21 protein-coding genes and 1 pseudogene are annotated in these 12,733 nt (G+C 60.5%); all 22 read right to left on the bottom strand.

The window, feature by feature from the left end:
• Positions 1-36: 36 nt before the first annotated feature.
• The 22 genes and pseudogenes from rplR to rpsL all read right to left on the bottom strand — a co-directional run bounded on the left by rplR (position 37) and on the right by rpsL (position 12,601).
• Positions 37-402, bottom strand: coding sequence for a 50S ribosomal protein L18 (gene rplR, locus QWI75_RS08070; RefSeq protein ID WP_289268183.1), 366 nt, complete (start codon positions 400-402; stop codon positions 37-39).
• A gap of 11 nt (positions 403-413) precedes the next feature.
• Positions 414-950: a 50S ribosomal protein L6 gene (gene rplF, locus QWI75_RS08065; RefSeq protein ID WP_289268182.1), complete on the bottom strand. Its 537-nt coding sequence runs from the start codon at positions 948-950 to the stop codon at positions 414-416.
• Between the two features lie 39 nt (positions 951-989).
• Positions 990-1,385 (bottom strand): 30S ribosomal protein S8, encoded by a 396-nt coding sequence (rpsH, locus tag QWI75_RS08060; protein ID WP_289268181.1) that lies wholly within the window; start codon positions 1,383-1,385, stop codon positions 990-992.
• A 43-nt stretch (positions 1,386-1,428) separates the two neighbouring features.
• The gene (locus QWI75_RS08055; RefSeq protein ID WP_289268180.1) at positions 1,429-1,614 is read right to left on the bottom strand and encodes a type Z 30S ribosomal protein S14; all 186 of its coding nucleotides are present in this window, start codon (positions 1,612-1,614) and stop codon (positions 1,429-1,431) included.
• Between the two features lie 70 nt (positions 1,615-1,684).
• On the bottom strand, positions 1,685-2,224 hold the full coding sequence (gene rplE, locus QWI75_RS08050) for a 50S ribosomal protein L5 (RefSeq protein WP_289271640.1): 540 nt from the start codon (positions 2,222-2,224) through the stop codon (positions 1,685-1,687).
• A 146-nt stretch (positions 2,225-2,370) separates the two neighbouring features.
• Positions 2,371-2,700: a 50S ribosomal protein L24 gene (gene rplX, locus QWI75_RS08045; RefSeq protein ID WP_289268179.1), complete on the bottom strand. Its 330-nt coding sequence runs from the start codon at positions 2,698-2,700 to the stop codon at positions 2,371-2,373.
• 25 nt (positions 2,701-2,725) lie between these two features.
• Positions 2,726-3,094 (bottom strand): 50S ribosomal protein L14, encoded by a 369-nt coding sequence (gene rplN, locus QWI75_RS08040; RefSeq protein WP_289268178.1) that lies wholly within the window; start codon positions 3,092-3,094, stop codon positions 2,726-2,728.
• A gap of 42 nt (positions 3,095-3,136) precedes the next feature.
• Positions 3,137-3,406 carry a 30S ribosomal protein S17 gene (rpsQ, locus tag QWI75_RS08035; protein ID WP_289268177.1) on the bottom strand — a complete coding sequence of 90 codons (270 nt, stop codon included), beginning with the start codon at positions 3,404-3,406 and terminating at the stop codon, positions 3,137-3,139.
• Between the two features lie 26 nt (positions 3,407-3,432).
• Entirely contained in the window at positions 3,433-3,636 is a 204-nt protein-coding gene (gene rpmC, locus QWI75_RS08030) for a 50S ribosomal protein L29 (RefSeq protein WP_289268176.1), read from the bottom strand.
• Between the two features lie 14 nt (positions 3,637-3,650).
• Positions 3,651-4,070 (bottom strand): 50S ribosomal protein L16, encoded by a 420-nt coding sequence (gene rplP / locus QWI75_RS08025; protein ID WP_289268175.1) that lies wholly within the window; start codon positions 4,068-4,070, stop codon positions 3,651-3,653.
• A gap of 43 nt (positions 4,071-4,113) precedes the next feature.
• On the bottom strand, positions 4,114-4,800 hold the full coding sequence (gene rpsC, locus QWI75_RS08020; protein WP_289268174.1) for a 30S ribosomal protein S3: 687 nt from the start codon (positions 4,798-4,800) through the stop codon (positions 4,114-4,116).
• Positions 4,801-4,858: 58 nt separating this feature from the next.
• Positions 4,859-5,212, bottom strand: a complete 354-nt coding sequence (gene rplV, locus QWI75_RS08015; protein WP_289268173.1) for a 50S ribosomal protein L22 — start codon at positions 5,210-5,212, stop codon at positions 4,859-4,861.
• 11 nt (positions 5,213-5,223) lie between these two features.
• Positions 5,224-5,511, bottom strand: a complete 288-nt coding sequence (gene rpsS / locus QWI75_RS08010; protein ID WP_289268172.1) for a 30S ribosomal protein S19 — start codon at positions 5,509-5,511, stop codon at positions 5,224-5,226.
• Positions 5,512-5,525: 14 nt separating this feature from the next.
• Complete coding sequence (gene rplB, locus QWI75_RS08005) at positions 5,526-6,353, bottom strand: 50S ribosomal protein L2 (protein ID WP_289268171.1); 828 nt, start codon at positions 6,351-6,353, stop codon at positions 5,526-5,528.
• A gap of 24 nt (positions 6,354-6,377) precedes the next feature.
• Positions 6,378-6,671 carry a 50S ribosomal protein L23 gene (gene rplW / locus QWI75_RS08000; RefSeq protein WP_289268170.1) on the bottom strand — a complete coding sequence of 98 codons (294 nt, stop codon included), beginning with the start codon at positions 6,669-6,671 and terminating at the stop codon, positions 6,378-6,380.
• Positions 6,668-7,291 carry a 50S ribosomal protein L4 gene (gene rplD / locus QWI75_RS07995; protein WP_289268169.1) on the bottom strand — a complete coding sequence of 208 codons (624 nt, stop codon included), beginning with the start codon at positions 7,289-7,291 and terminating at the stop codon, positions 6,668-6,670. The genes rplW and rplD overlap by 4 nt, the downstream gene beginning before the upstream one ends.
• A 3-nt stretch (positions 7,292-7,294) precedes the next feature.
• Positions 7,295-7,918, bottom strand: coding sequence for a 50S ribosomal protein L3 (rplC, locus tag QWI75_RS07990; protein ID WP_289268168.1), 624 nt, complete (start codon positions 7,916-7,918; stop codon positions 7,295-7,297).
• 11 nt (positions 7,919-7,929) lie between these two features.
• Positions 7,930-8,241, bottom strand: a complete 312-nt coding sequence (gene rpsJ, locus QWI75_RS07985; protein WP_289268167.1) for a 30S ribosomal protein S10 — start codon at positions 8,239-8,241, stop codon at positions 7,930-7,932.
• 35 nt (positions 8,242-8,276) lie between these two features.
• Positions 8,277-9,483: pseudogene (tuf, locus tag QWI75_RS07980) on the bottom strand (elongation factor Tu).
• 35 nt (positions 9,484-9,518) lie between these two features.
• Positions 9,519-11,600, bottom strand: a complete 2,082-nt coding sequence (gene fusA / locus QWI75_RS07975; protein WP_289268166.1) for an elongation factor G — start codon at positions 11,598-11,600, stop codon at positions 9,519-9,521.
• 93 nt (positions 11,601-11,693) lie between these two features.
• Entirely contained in the window at positions 11,694-12,164 is a 471-nt protein-coding gene (gene rpsG / locus QWI75_RS07970; RefSeq protein ID WP_289268165.1) for a 30S ribosomal protein S7, read from the bottom strand.
• A 65-nt stretch (positions 12,165-12,229) separates the two neighbouring features.
• Positions 12,230-12,601, bottom strand: coding sequence for a 30S ribosomal protein S12 (gene rpsL / locus QWI75_RS07965; RefSeq protein ID WP_289268164.1), 372 nt, complete (start codon positions 12,599-12,601; stop codon positions 12,230-12,232).
• Positions 12,602-12,733: the final 132 nt, after the last annotated feature.

The raw sequence follows: 12,733 nt of genomic DNA, 5'->3' as shown, positions 1-12,733 counted from the left end.
GCTCATCGCCATCCTGCCTCTCGACCACCTCGGCCGCTAAAATTGAAGGCCGCCTTCGCGGGAGGCATCGGCCAACGCTTTGATGCGCCCGTGGTACGGCCGCCCCCCTCGGTCAAACACCACCGCACCGACATGGGCGGCCTTGGCCCGTTCAGCCAACAGGAGTCCGACTGCTTTGGCCGCTTCGACGGTCCCCGTGGATTTGAGTGATTGTTTCAACGCCGCGTCAAGCGTCGAAGCGGACACCAGCGTACGGCCCGTCAGATCATTGATGATCTGGGCGTAGATGTGGCTCCGGCTCCGATACACGCTGAGCCGGGGCCGCTCTTCCGTCCCAAAAATTCGCTTGCGAATGCGCTGACGACGGCGCTCAAGGGTCTCGGCTTTCTTTGCGGTGAACATGCGACGATCTCCTACTTCCCGGTCTTGCCTTCCTTCTTACGAAGCGCTTCACCCGCGTACTTGATGCCCTTCTGCTTATAGACGTCGGGCGGCTTGATCGCGCGCAATTTCGCCGCCACCTGCCCGATCAACCGCTTGTCGATCCCGCGAAGCGTGATCACGGTCTGCTTGTCGATTTTCGCGTCGATCCCGGCCGGCAATGGAAACTCGATCGGGTTGATGTAGCCGACGTTGAAGCTCATGGTCTTGCCCTGCAACTGCGCCTTGTACCCGACCCCGTTGATCTCCAAGGTTCTCTCATATCCCTTGGTGACTCCGGCCACCATATTGCCCAATTCCGCCCTGGTCAGCCCGTGCATCGCTCGCACATTCCGCTCCTCGCTTTGCCGGGTCACGTTGACCGTGTTGTCCTGAACGGCCACCGAGAGGCCCTGGGCCAGCGGCCATGTCAATTGGCCCAACGGCCCCTTGACGGTGACCACGTTCCCCGCGACTTTGACATCAACCCCAGCCGGAATCTGAAGCGGTTTTTTCCCGATTCGTGACATATGGATAACTCCACAACCTGCCGCGAGCGCCCGGACTCCTTACCAAACCGAACAGAGCACCTCTCCGCCCAGCCCTGCCCGCCGGCATTCTCGTTCCGTCATGACCCCCTTGGATGTCGACACGATGGTCACGCCCAGCCCGCCTCGAGTCTTGGGAACGTCTTGCTTGCCGACATACACCCTCCGGCCCGGTCGGCTGATGCGCGCCGTGCCCGCGATGACCGGTCGGCCCTGCTCGACGTAGCGCAATTCGATCTTGAAGGCCGGATGTCCGCCGGCGTCCGATTTTTCAAACGGGCCGATGAATCCCTCCTCCTTGAGGATGCGCAAAATCTCGCCCTTCATCTTCGACGCGGGAACGACCACCGCATCATGGCCCCGTTGGGCTGCGTTTCGGATTCGGTTCAATAAATCTGCAATTGGGTCCGTGACCATCGGAAACTCTCACCTCACGTGAATTCGCCCGCCCTCGCCTTGCTCACCAACTGGATTTGCGGACTCCGGGAACTTCCCCCCTGAGACTCAAGAACCGAAAGCAAATGCGGCACATCTCAAAGCGGTTCAAATAGCCGCGCACTCGGCCGCAGAGGGGACAGCGATGATACGCCCGCACCTTGAATTTGGGATCTCTTGCAGCCTTCAGTTTCAGCGCTAGTCTTGCCACGCCCTTGTCCTCCGTTCACCGGAAGCGGCCTTCAACCGCCTCGCCCCATGAGCCGCCTTCTGCCCGCTCCTTACGTACGGAACGGAACTCCCATATGTTTGAGCAAGGCCTTCCCTTCGTCGTTGGTCTTGGCCGTCGTCACGAACGTGATGTCCATGCCGTGGATCGAGGCCACCGAATCGTATTGAATCTCGGGAAAAATCAACTGCTCCTTCAGCCCGAGCGTGTAATTGCCGCGGCCGTCGAACGCCTTGGCGGACACCCCGCGAAAATCCCGGATGCGCGGAAGGGCGACGCTGACGAGCCGGTCGAAAAACTCATACATGCGTTTGGCCCGCAACGTGACCTTGACGCCGATCGGCATGCCCTGTCGGAGCTTGAAACCCGCGATGGCCTTCTTCGCCCGGGTGATCACCGGACGCTGCCCGGTGATGATGCCCAACTCCGTCGCCGCGCTTTCCAGCAACTTCACGTTCTGGATCGCCTCCCCCATCCCGACGTTGAGGACGATTCGATTCAGCCTCGGCACCTGCATGGGATTCTTGTAGCCGAACTCCTTGATCAGCGCCGGCACAACCTGCTCCTTGTATCGCTCAACCACCCGCGACATTCCGGCCTGACTATCGGGAGTCGATTCGGTCTCCGCCGCCGCCAGCGCCGGCTCTTTCTTTCTCCCGCCCGACGGCTTCCCGGCCGCAGGCTTTCCGCCCGCGGGCTTTTCCGACTTGCCTTTTGGAGAATCTTTCGGACTCATGATTATTCAATCGCCTGCTGAGATTGCTTGCTCATCCGCACGCGGCGGCCATCGTCCATGACTTTGATGCCCACGCGCGTCGGCTTCTGCGTCGCCGGACAGAGCAGCATGACGTTGGAAATCGGCAACGGGGCCTCCCGTTCGACAATCCCGCCTTGCCGCACTTTCGGATTCGGCTTGGTGTGCCGCTTGATCATGTTGAGTTTTTCAACCAGAACCTTGGCCGTCCCCGGGTGAACCGAGAGGACCTTGCCGCTCTTTCCCCGCTCCCGACCGGAGATCACGACGACGGTATCCCCTTTTTTGATCCGAGACTTCTTCAGCGCCTGCATACCGAGCCGTCCTCTCTCCCGCCGTTCACAACACTTCCGGAGCCAGAGAAATGATCTTCATGAACTTTTTCCACCGCAGTTCCCGCGCCACAGGGCCGAAGATGCGCGTCCCGATCGGCTCGCCCTGGGCATTGATCAAGACACAGGCGTTCCGGTCGAACTTGATGTAGGAGCCGTCTTCCCGGCGCACCCCCTTGGTGGTCCGCACAATGACCGCCCGGCTGACATCGCCCTTTTTTACGGACGCCTGGGGAATGGCTTCCTTGACGGCCACCACGACGACGTCCCCCAGCGATCCGTACCGCCGGCCGGAGCCGCCGAGGACGTGAAAACACATCACTTGCCTGGCGCCGGAGTTATCCGCCACATCCATGTATGTATAGTTCTGAATCATCGCGTGCTCGACTCTCGCTTCGCCGACATCAATCCGCCTCGATCATCCTCGCTTGGCCACGATCTCAAGCACACGCCAGTGTTTGTGCTTGCTGATCGGACGCGTCTCCACCAATCGCACGAAATCGCCGACCTGGCATTGCCCCTGTTCGTCATGCGCCTTCAGCTTGGTCACTCGCCGCATGACCTTGTGATACTTGGGATGCGTGACGGTCCGTTGCACGCCGACCACCACGGTTTTCATCATCTTGTTGCTAATGACGTGCCCGACGCATTCGCGCCGACCCGATCTGTCCTTCTCCGTTGTGTCCATCGTCCTTCCCGATTCGGCGTTCACGACTACAGTGTCTTCTTGGCCAAGGCCGCTTCGCGGCGAATACCCTTGACCCGCGCCAAGTCTCTTCTGGTCTTCCGGACCAGCATGGGATTCTCCAGCCGACCCGTGGCCATTTGGAACCGATAGTTGAACAGCTCCTGCTGCAACTGGCGTTCTTTCTCGCGCAGTTCTTCGTCCGTCAGACCGCGCACATCCTTGGCGTCCATGGCGTTGCGTCTCCCTATGCGTCCAGTGCTCCCCGCGTCACGACCTTCGTCGCCACGGGCAGCTTATGCGCGGCCAACCGAAGCGCCTCGTGCGCCACGTCGTGCGTCACGCCGTCCATCTCATAGAGAATGCGGCCGGGCTTGACGACCGCCACCCAATACTCCGGGTTGCCCTTCCCCTTTCCCATACGGGTTTCAGCCGGCTTCTTGGTGATCGGCTTGTCCGGAAAGATTCTGGTCCAGACTTGCCCTCCCCGCTTCACAAACCTCGTGATGGCGATGCGGGCCGCTTCAATTTGGCGACTCGTGATCCAGCCCGGCTCGAGCGCCTTGAGCCCATACTCACCCAGGGTGAGCGAGGATCCGCGATAGGCTTTCCCCCGCATCCGCCCTTTCATCATCTTCCGAAACTTGACTTTCTTTGGCGCTAACACGATTCCCCCGATTTCACGCGCGCACGATGGCGATGAGACGGCGCTACAATGTCACCGCGCGGCCGTCCTGACGAGCCAGCCCGAGTTCAGCCTTGCCTTGTTGTTGAGGAACGACTTCGCCCTTGTAGATCCACGTCTTGACGCCGATCTGCCCCATGGTGGTCTTCGCTTCGGCGAATCCATATTCGATGTCGGCCCGCAGGGTATGCAGCGGCACACGGCCTTCCCGATACCATTCAGTCCTGGCGATCTCCGCTCCGGCCAGTCGACCGGCGCAGGAAATCTTGATCCCCTGGGCGCCCAATCGCAGCGCCGCGGCCACACTGCGCTTCATCGCCCGCCGAAACGCGACCCGCTTTTCCAATTGGGTGGCGATATTTTCGCTGACCAGTTGAGCGTCGAGCTCCGGCTTCTTGATCTCTTTCACGTTGATATAGACCTGTCCGCCGTATTGCTTTTCGATCGCCGCCTTCAGCTTATCGACCTCCGCTCCTTTGCGCCCGATGATGATGCCGGGACGAGCGGTGTGGATGATCACCCGCGTTTGGTCTCCCGATCGTTCGATTTCGACTTTGGCGACGCCGGCGTGGTACAGCCGGTCCTTCACCATCCGCTTGATCCGGATGTCCTGATGCAGCAGCCGCGCATAGTCCTTGGATGCGTACCAGCGAGATGTCCAGTTGGTGCTATACCCCAGGCGCAGTCCGTACGGATGAGATTTCTGTCCCATACACCCTTCTCTACGTTAAAGCATGGCGGCGCGGCGCAAGGCCCCGCCGGCAATTCGATCAGGCCGATACCGGCTTCCCTTTGGTGCCGACCACGATCGTAATGTGGCTGGTTCGTTTATGGATCGAATTGGCGCGGCCCATAGACCGCGATCGAAAGCGCTTCAGAATGGGCCCCCCGTTCACGAAGGCGCGGGCTACCCAGAGATTGTCCGCGTCATCGATGTTCTTTTGCTCGGCGTTGGACACGGCGGAGCGCAGCAGCTTCTCCACGACCTTGGCCGCGGCGCGCGGCGTGTGGCTCAACAACGCCAGCGCCTTCGGGACCTGTTGGCCGCGGATCAGATCCACCACCGGCCTGGCTTTTCGAGGCGACACACGCACATACCGGAGCACCGCTCTTGCTTCAGCCATCTCGACAACCCCTACTTCAACGGCACGGCCTTTTCCGTTTTGGCCTGTCCGTGTCCCTTGAAAAATCGCGTGGGAGAAAACTCGCCCAGTTTGTGCCCGACCATATTTTCCGTCACATAGACCGGCACGAACTTCTTCCCGTTATGCACCGCGAAGGTATGCCCGATCATGTCCGGCACCACCGTGGACCGGCGCGACCAGGTCTTGATGAGCTTTTTGTCCCGCGACGCGTTCATTTGCTCGACCTTCTTGAGCAAGTGCCCATCGACAAACGCGCCTTTCGCGACTGATCTCGGCATCCTCTTCCTCCGCGCTACTTCTTCCGCCGGGCGATGATGAATTTCTCGGTCGATTTATTATTCCTGGTCTTGTATCCCTTGGTGGGAAGCCCCCAAGGCGAGACCGGATGCGGATTCCCCTGGCCGGATTTTCCTTCGCCGCCGCCGTGGGGATGGTCCACGGGGTTCATTACCACCCCTCGCACATGCGGGCGTCGTCCCAGCCAACGGGACCGGCCCGCCTTCCCGACGGCGATATTTTCGTGGTCCAAATTGCCGACCTGCCCGACGGTGGCCATACAGGCCCCCAGCACCTTCCGCATCTCACCAGACTTGAGTCGGATCTGCACATAGCCGCCGTCGCGCCCCATGACCTGCGCAAAGCTGCCGGCGCTCCGGATCAACTGCCCTCCCTTGCCCGGCCTGAGCTCAATATTGTGCACGGTCGTGCCCAACGGCATATTGGCCAACGGCAACGCATTCCCCACTCGCACTTCCACCTCGGGCCCTGACTCGACGGTGCGGCCCACCGCGAGGCCGTCGGGGGCCAGGATATAGCGCTTCTCGCCGTCGCGGTAATGCAGGAGGGCGATGCGCGCCGACCGGTTCGGATCGTATTCAATGGCCACAACTTTGGCCGGAATCGCAAGCTTGTTCCGCTTAAAGTCGATCTGGCGATACAGGCGCTTGTGTCCAGCCCCACGGAATCGGAGGGTTTGATGCCCGTCGGAATTTCGCCCCCCCGTCCGGTGGAGAAACACCGTTAACGCCTTTTCAGGACGCTTTTTCGATAATTCCTCGCCGGTCAGCGCCGTCATGCCGCGACGACCGGGGGAAGTTGGCTGATAGATTCGCAACGCCATCGTCAACCTATTCGCAATGCGTGATCAGACGCTTTCGTACAATTCGAGCTTTTCGCCGGCTTTCAACGTCACCAGGGCCTTTTTCCAGTCCTGCTTTTTTCCGACAAAACGCCCCAATCGCTTGGTTTTTCCCATCACATTCAGAATATTGACCCGCTCGACCTTGACCTTGAGCAACGACTCGACCGCCCGCCGGACTTCCACACGGTTGGCCCGTGAGCTCACAACGAACGCCACGGTATTGCCGGACTCCCGGAGGCTGGTCACCTTTTCTGTGATCAGAGGACGGATGAGCACTTGATGCAACTTCTCACTCATGCCCAGGCCTCCTGAATTCGGCTCAGAATCGGCTGCGCAATCACGAGCGAGTCGTACCGCAACACATCGTAGACGCTCAGCCGTTCAGGCGAAACCACCTTCACGCCGGGAAGATTGCGGGCCGCCTTGACCACATCCCCCGCCCCTTCGCCGACCACCAGCAGGCTTGTTTTCTTCACCCCCAGTTGCGCCAGGACCTTCTCCAATTGACGAGTTTTAGGAGCCGCCATGGTGAGGTCGTCCACCACCACCAGGTCGCCGGCCGCTACCTTTGAGGACAACGCCATCTGCAGCGCGCGATGGTATTTTTGCTTGGGAATGCCGTACCCATACGAACGCGGCTTAGGTCCGAACACGCTGCCGCCGTGGCGCCATACCGGAGAGCGCACCGACCCGGCTCGCGCCCGCCCCGTATGTTTTTGCTTCCACGGCTTCTTTCCCGACCCGCTCACCTCTCCGCGCCGAAGCGTGGAGGCGGTGCCTTGCCGCTCGCCGGCCCGCTGCATCACCACCGCCTCATGCACCAAGACTTTGTTGGCAGTTTGGCCGAAGACGGCGGCCGGCAATTCCACCGTACCCACTTTGCGCTTATTGAGGTCAACCACATCGACGGACGGCACGGCTTAGCCTTTCTTCGACTTTCGAATGATCACAATCCCGTTCTCCGCTCCCGGCACCGATCCCCTCACAAGCAGCAGATTTTCATCGGGCCGAGCCTCGACGACCTGCAGCGCCTGCGCGGTCACCCGCTCGTTCCCCATCTGCCCGGGCAGGGTCTTGTTCTTCCACACGCGGGAGGGGTACGAGCTGCTGCCGATGGACCCAGGAGCCCGATGGAACATTGACCCGTGCGATTCGGGACCTCCTGCATAATGGTGCCGCTTGACGACACCTTGAAAGCCCTTGCCTTTGGAGATTCCGATGACGTCCACCACATCGCCCTTTTTGAAGAGATCGGCCTTCACCACCTGCCCGAGCGCCACGTCCCCGACAGGCTTGAATTCGCGCAGGATCCGGCTGGCCGGACTTTGGGACGCCTTCAAGTGCCCGCGAGCAGCCCGAGACACCTTCCGCTCCTTCACCTCTCCATAGGCCAACTGAACCGCCTCATACCCGTCCCGGTCCCTGGTCTTGACCTGCACCACCCGACAAGGCCCCACCTCGATCACCGTCACGGGAATCAAGGCGTTCCCGTCCCCGTAGACCTGCGTCATCCCCAACTTTTTGCCGATCAGTCCGTTTGTCATCTCTGTCACGCTTACAGCTTGATCTCGACGTCGACTCCGGCCGCCAGATTCAACTTCATCAGGGAATCCATCGTCTCGGGGGTCGGCTCGACAATATCGAGCAGGCGCTTGTGCGTGCGCACTTCAAACTGCTCCCGGGACTTTTTATCGCAGTGGGTGGCGCGTTGTACGGTGATCCGTTCGATCCTGGTCGGCAACGGAATGGGCCCCACGACCTTGGCGCCGCTTCGCCGAACCGTATCGACGATCTCCGCGACCGATTGGTCCAACACGCGGTAATCGAACCCCCTCAATCTGATCCTGATCCGTTGATCGACTCTCACCAGACCACACTCCCCATGCTAGAAATCACTGTCCCTTACGCCAAGATTTCCGTGACCACGCCAGAGCCGACGGTCTTGCCGCCCTCCCGCACCGCGAAGCGCAGCCCCTGATCCATCGCGATCGGACTGATCAACTCCGCCGTCACCGTCACATTGTCCCCCGGCATCACCATCTCCACCCCCGGATTCAACTGCACCACCCCCGTCACGTCCGTCGTCCGGAAATAGAACTGCGGCCGGTACCCGTTGAAGAACGGCGTGTGCCGCCCCCCCTCTTCCTTCGTCAACACATAGATCTCCGCCTTGAACTTCGTATGCGGCGTGATGCTCTTCGGCTTCGCCAGCACCATCCCCCGCTCCACTTCCTCTTTTTCTTCGTCCCCGCAGCAGCACCCCGATGTTGTCCCCCGCCTGCCCTTCATCCAAGACCTTGCGGAACATCTCCACCCCGGTCACCACCGTGCTCTGCGTCGGCCGCAACCCCACGATCTCAATCTCATCCCCCACCTTCACCACGCCCCGCTCGCACCGCCCCGTCACCACCGTCCCCCGCCCGCTGATCGTGAACACGTCCTCGATCGGCATCAAAAACGGCTTGTCGATCGCCCGCGTCGGCGTCGGAATGTAACTGTCGATCGCCTCCAACAACTTCAAAATCGACGGCACCCCCAACGGCCCTTGATCCCCCTCCACCGCCTTCAGCGCCGAACCCTGGATGATCGGGATCTTGTCCCCCGGAAAATCGTACTTGCTCAGGAGCTCCCGCACCTCCACCTCCACCAACTCCAGCAGCTCCGGATCATCCACCTTGTCCGCCTTGTTCAAAAACACCACGATGTAGGGCACCCCCACCTGCCGGGCCAACAGAATATGCTCCCGCGTCTGCGGCATCGGCCCGTCCGCGGCACTCACCACCAGGATCGCCCCGTCCATCTGGGCCGCCCCCGTGATCATGTTCTTCACATAGTCCGCGTGGCCGGGACAGTCGACGTGGGCATAGTGCCGCTTGTCCGTCTCATACTCCACGTGGCTGATGGCGATCGTCATGATCTTCGTCGCGTCCCGCCGCCCCTGGCTCTCGCTCGCCTTCGCCACCTCGTCGTAGCTCACGAACTTCGCCATCCCCTTGTCGCTCGAAATCTTCGTCAGCGCGCTCGTCAAGGTCGTCTTGCCGTGGTCCACGTGCCCGATCGTCCCAATGTTCACGTGCGGCTTCTTTCGCTCAAATTTCGCCTTCGCCATGCCTCACTCCTCCCCCATCATCCTCACAACGACTGTCATTCGCCTCGATTCTTAGCAATGATGGCTTCCGCTATCTGCTTCGGCACCTGATCGTAGCGATCAAACTCCATGCTGTACGTGGCACGCCCCTGAGTCCGCGACCGAAGGTCCGTGGCGTACCCGAACATTTCGGCCAGCGGAACCGCCGCCTCGATGGCCTGGGATCCGGCCCGAACCTTGATCCCCTGCACCTTGCCGCGCCGTCCATTCAGGTTGCCGATCACATCACCCATAAATTCCTGCGGGACGAGCACCTCAACCTTCATGATCGGCTCGAGCAACACGGCATCGGCCTTTCGGCAGGCCTCCTGGAAGCCCATCGAGGCCGCAATTTTAAACGCCATCTCGCTCGAATCGACATCGTGGTACGAGCCGTCGATGACCGTCACCCGAACATCCCGCATGGGATAGCCGGCGAGGACGCCCGTTTCCATCCGCTCCCGGACTCCCTTTTCGATCGCGGGGATGTATTCCTTGGGGACGGCGCCGCCGACGATCTTGTTGACGAACTCCAGCCCCTTGCCCGGCTCGGACGGCTCCACCGTCAGGACCACATGGCCGTACTGCCCTCGACCGCCGGTCTGCTTGATATATTTCCCCTCGGCTTCGGCCTGGCGCTTGATAGTCTCCCGATAGGCCACTTCAGGCTTTCCGACATTGGCCTCGACCTTAAACTCGCGCAGCAATCGATCCACGATGATCTCAAGATGCAATTCGCCCATTCCCGAGATAATGGTCTGCCCGGTCTCCTCGTCCGTCTTCACGCGGAAGGAAGGATCTTCCTGCGCCAGCTTTTGGAGCGAGAACCCCAACTTCTCCTGATCCGGCTTGGTCTTGGGCTCGATCGCCATCGCGATAACCGGCTCAGGAAATTTCATGACCTCAAGGAGGATCGGCTGTTTCTCATCACAGAGCGTATCCCCGGTCCCGGCGCTTCGGAGACCGACCGCCGCCGCAATATCGCCAGCATAGACGGTGTCGATCTCCTCACGCTTGTTGGCGTGCATCTTCAAAAGCCGGCCGACGCGCTCCTTGGTGCCCTTGGTCTGATTGAGCACCGCGGTGCCGGTCTTCAACATGCCGGAATACACCCGGAAGAAGGTCAACTGTCCGGCAAACGGATCCGTCATGATCTTGAACGCCAGCGCGGAGAACGCCTCGTCATCGGCCGTGCGCCTGGTCAGCTCCTTGCCGGAATTCGGGTCCACGCCCGCGACCGGCGGAATATCCAACGGAGAAGGCAAATATTCGACCACCGCGTCGAGGAGCTGCTGGACGCCCTTGTTCTTGAACGCCGACCCGCAGAGCACCGGCACAGCCTTCATCGTGACGGCCCCGGCCCGAATGGCGCGGATGATTTCTTCTTCGGTCAGCGGCTGGCCGTTGAGATATTTTTCAAGCACCTGTTCATCATGCTCGGCCACGGCCTCCAGCATCTTTTCACGGTACTGCTGGGCCTGCTCCAACAAGTTCGCCGGGATCTCTCTCACTTCATACTTGGCCCCCAGCGTCTCGTCGTCGTAATAAAAGGCCTTCATTTTGACCAGGTCGATGGTGCCGCGGAATTCGGCCTCCCGCCCGATAGGAATCTGGATCGGCACGGGATTGGCGCCCAGACGATCGATGATGGACTGGACGCTGGCATAGAAATCTGCCCCGACCCGGTCCATCTTGTTCATGAACGCGATCCGCGGCACCCGATATTTGTCGGCCTGCCGCCAAACGGTTTCCGATTGCGGCTCGACGCCCTGCACCGAATCAAACACCGCCACCGCGCCGTCCAACACGCGGAGCGACCGCTCCACTTCGATCGTGAAATCCACGTGACCCGGCGTGTCGATGATATTGATCCGGTGGTCGCGCCAAAAACAGGTGGTCGCCGCGGCCGTGATCGTAATGCCGCGCTCCCGCTCCTGCTCCATCCAGTCCATGGTCGCGGCGCCTTCGTGCACCTCGCCGATCTTGTGCGACACGCCCGTATAGTACAGAATGCGCTCGGTCGTGGTCGTCTTCCCCGCATCGATATGCGCCATGATGCCGATATTTCTGGTCCGCTCAAGCGGTGTCTGTCGAGCCACGGACAATCTCCTCGGTCACACGAACGATCACAACAAAACAACGATGCCGCCGAATTGCTTCAGCAGAACGACGATGCGGTCTTGTGCAGGTCTCTACCAGCGGTAGTGAGCAAAGGCCTTGTTCGCCTCTGCCATACGGTGGACATCCTCTCGCTTCTTCACCGCGGCGCCGGTATTGTTGGCGGCGTCTATCAGCTCAGCCGCGAGCTTGTCGACCATGCTCTTGCCCGAGCGCGTTCGTGCATACTCGGCAATCCACCGGAGGGCCAGGGACAAACGACGGGTAGGACGAATCTCGACAGGAACCTGGTACGAGGCACCACCCACACGCCGAGACTTCACTTCAACCACGGGCTTGACGTTATCCACCGCCGCACGGAAGACCTTCATCGGGTCGCCGTTGGTCTTTTGCTGAATCAATTCAAACGCGCCGTAACAAATTTGCTCCGCCGTGCTCTTCTTCCCGCGCGACATGAGCACATTGACGAACTTACCCACAAGACGGTCCCCGAATTTGGGATCAGGCAGCGTCTCTCTTAACGAAACTTGTCCACCACGAGGCATCGGCGAAAATCCTCACGAAAAAGTTCACAACCCGCGAACCGGCGGGTGACGGCCTTAATGATTCCCTACTTCGGACGCTTCGCGCCGTACTTCGACCGCCCCTGCTTGCGGCCGGCCACCCCGACGGCGTCCAGCGTGCCGCGAACAATGTGGTACCGCACGCCGGGCAAGTCCTTCACACGACCGCCGCGCACCAGCACGATCGAATGCTCTTGCAAATTGTGCCCGACGCCGGGAATGTAGGTCGTGACCTCGATTCCATTGGTCAGTCGCACCCTGGCGACCTTGCGGAGAGCGGAGTTCGGCTTTTTGGGAGTCGTGGTATAGACGCGGAGACAGACGCCCCGCTTCTGAGGGCAGCGCTTGAGCGCAGGACTTTTCGTCTTGCTCCGGACCAAGCGTCTCCCGCGCCGGACTAATTGATTGATCGTGGGCATGGTGTCAGAAAATTTCCTTCTTGAATGGCGCGTTTCCGGACAACGCCGGCTCCGCAACAAAATTCATATGCAAAGCCGGCGGATTATAATGATCTCGCTTGCCTCTGTCAAGGCCTCCGCGGCGACGCGATG

The sequence above is a fragment of the Nitrospira tepida genome (assembly GCF_947241125.1).
GTDB classification, from domain to species: Bacteria; Nitrospirota; Nitrospiria; order Nitrospirales; family Nitrospiraceae; genus Nitrospira_G; species Nitrospira_G tepida.
This window is presented reverse-complemented; position numbering and strand designations above follow the sequence as displayed.